We start from the raw sequence: 249 nt of genomic DNA, 5'->3' as shown, positions 1-249 counted from the left end.
AAGATTTGAATATCGATGAGGTTAAGGGATTGTGGGAAGATATCATGAATAAATATGATGGTTATGTGGCAGAAAGGGAGAAAGGAAGGGTGTATGATTTTATAAGGGGTGAAAAGAAGTTGTGGTTGAAAGAGTGGTTGAAAGGCATGGTGAATTTGGGGTTTGATGAGTTGATAGTAAAGGGAAAATTGGTGGGATGGTTGATGGTGGTGAGTATTTTGAGGATGTTTGTTGAAGGAGTGGAAAAGT

1 pseudogene is annotated in these 249 nt (G+C 38.6%); it reads left to right on the top strand.

Annotation, left to right across the window (positions count from 1 at the left end):
• Positions 1–44 precede the first annotated feature (44 nt).
• Positions 45–249, top strand: a pseudogene (locus FS736_RS23870) (stage III sporulation protein AE); the annotation flags it as partial.

This window comes from Cytobacillus oceanisediminis 2691, assembly GCF_007678455.1.
GTDB classification, from domain to species: domain Bacteria; phylum Bacillota; class Bacilli; order Bacillales; family Cytobacillaceae; genus Mesobacillus; species Mesobacillus oceanisediminis_A.
This window is presented reverse-complemented; position numbering and strand designations above follow the sequence as displayed.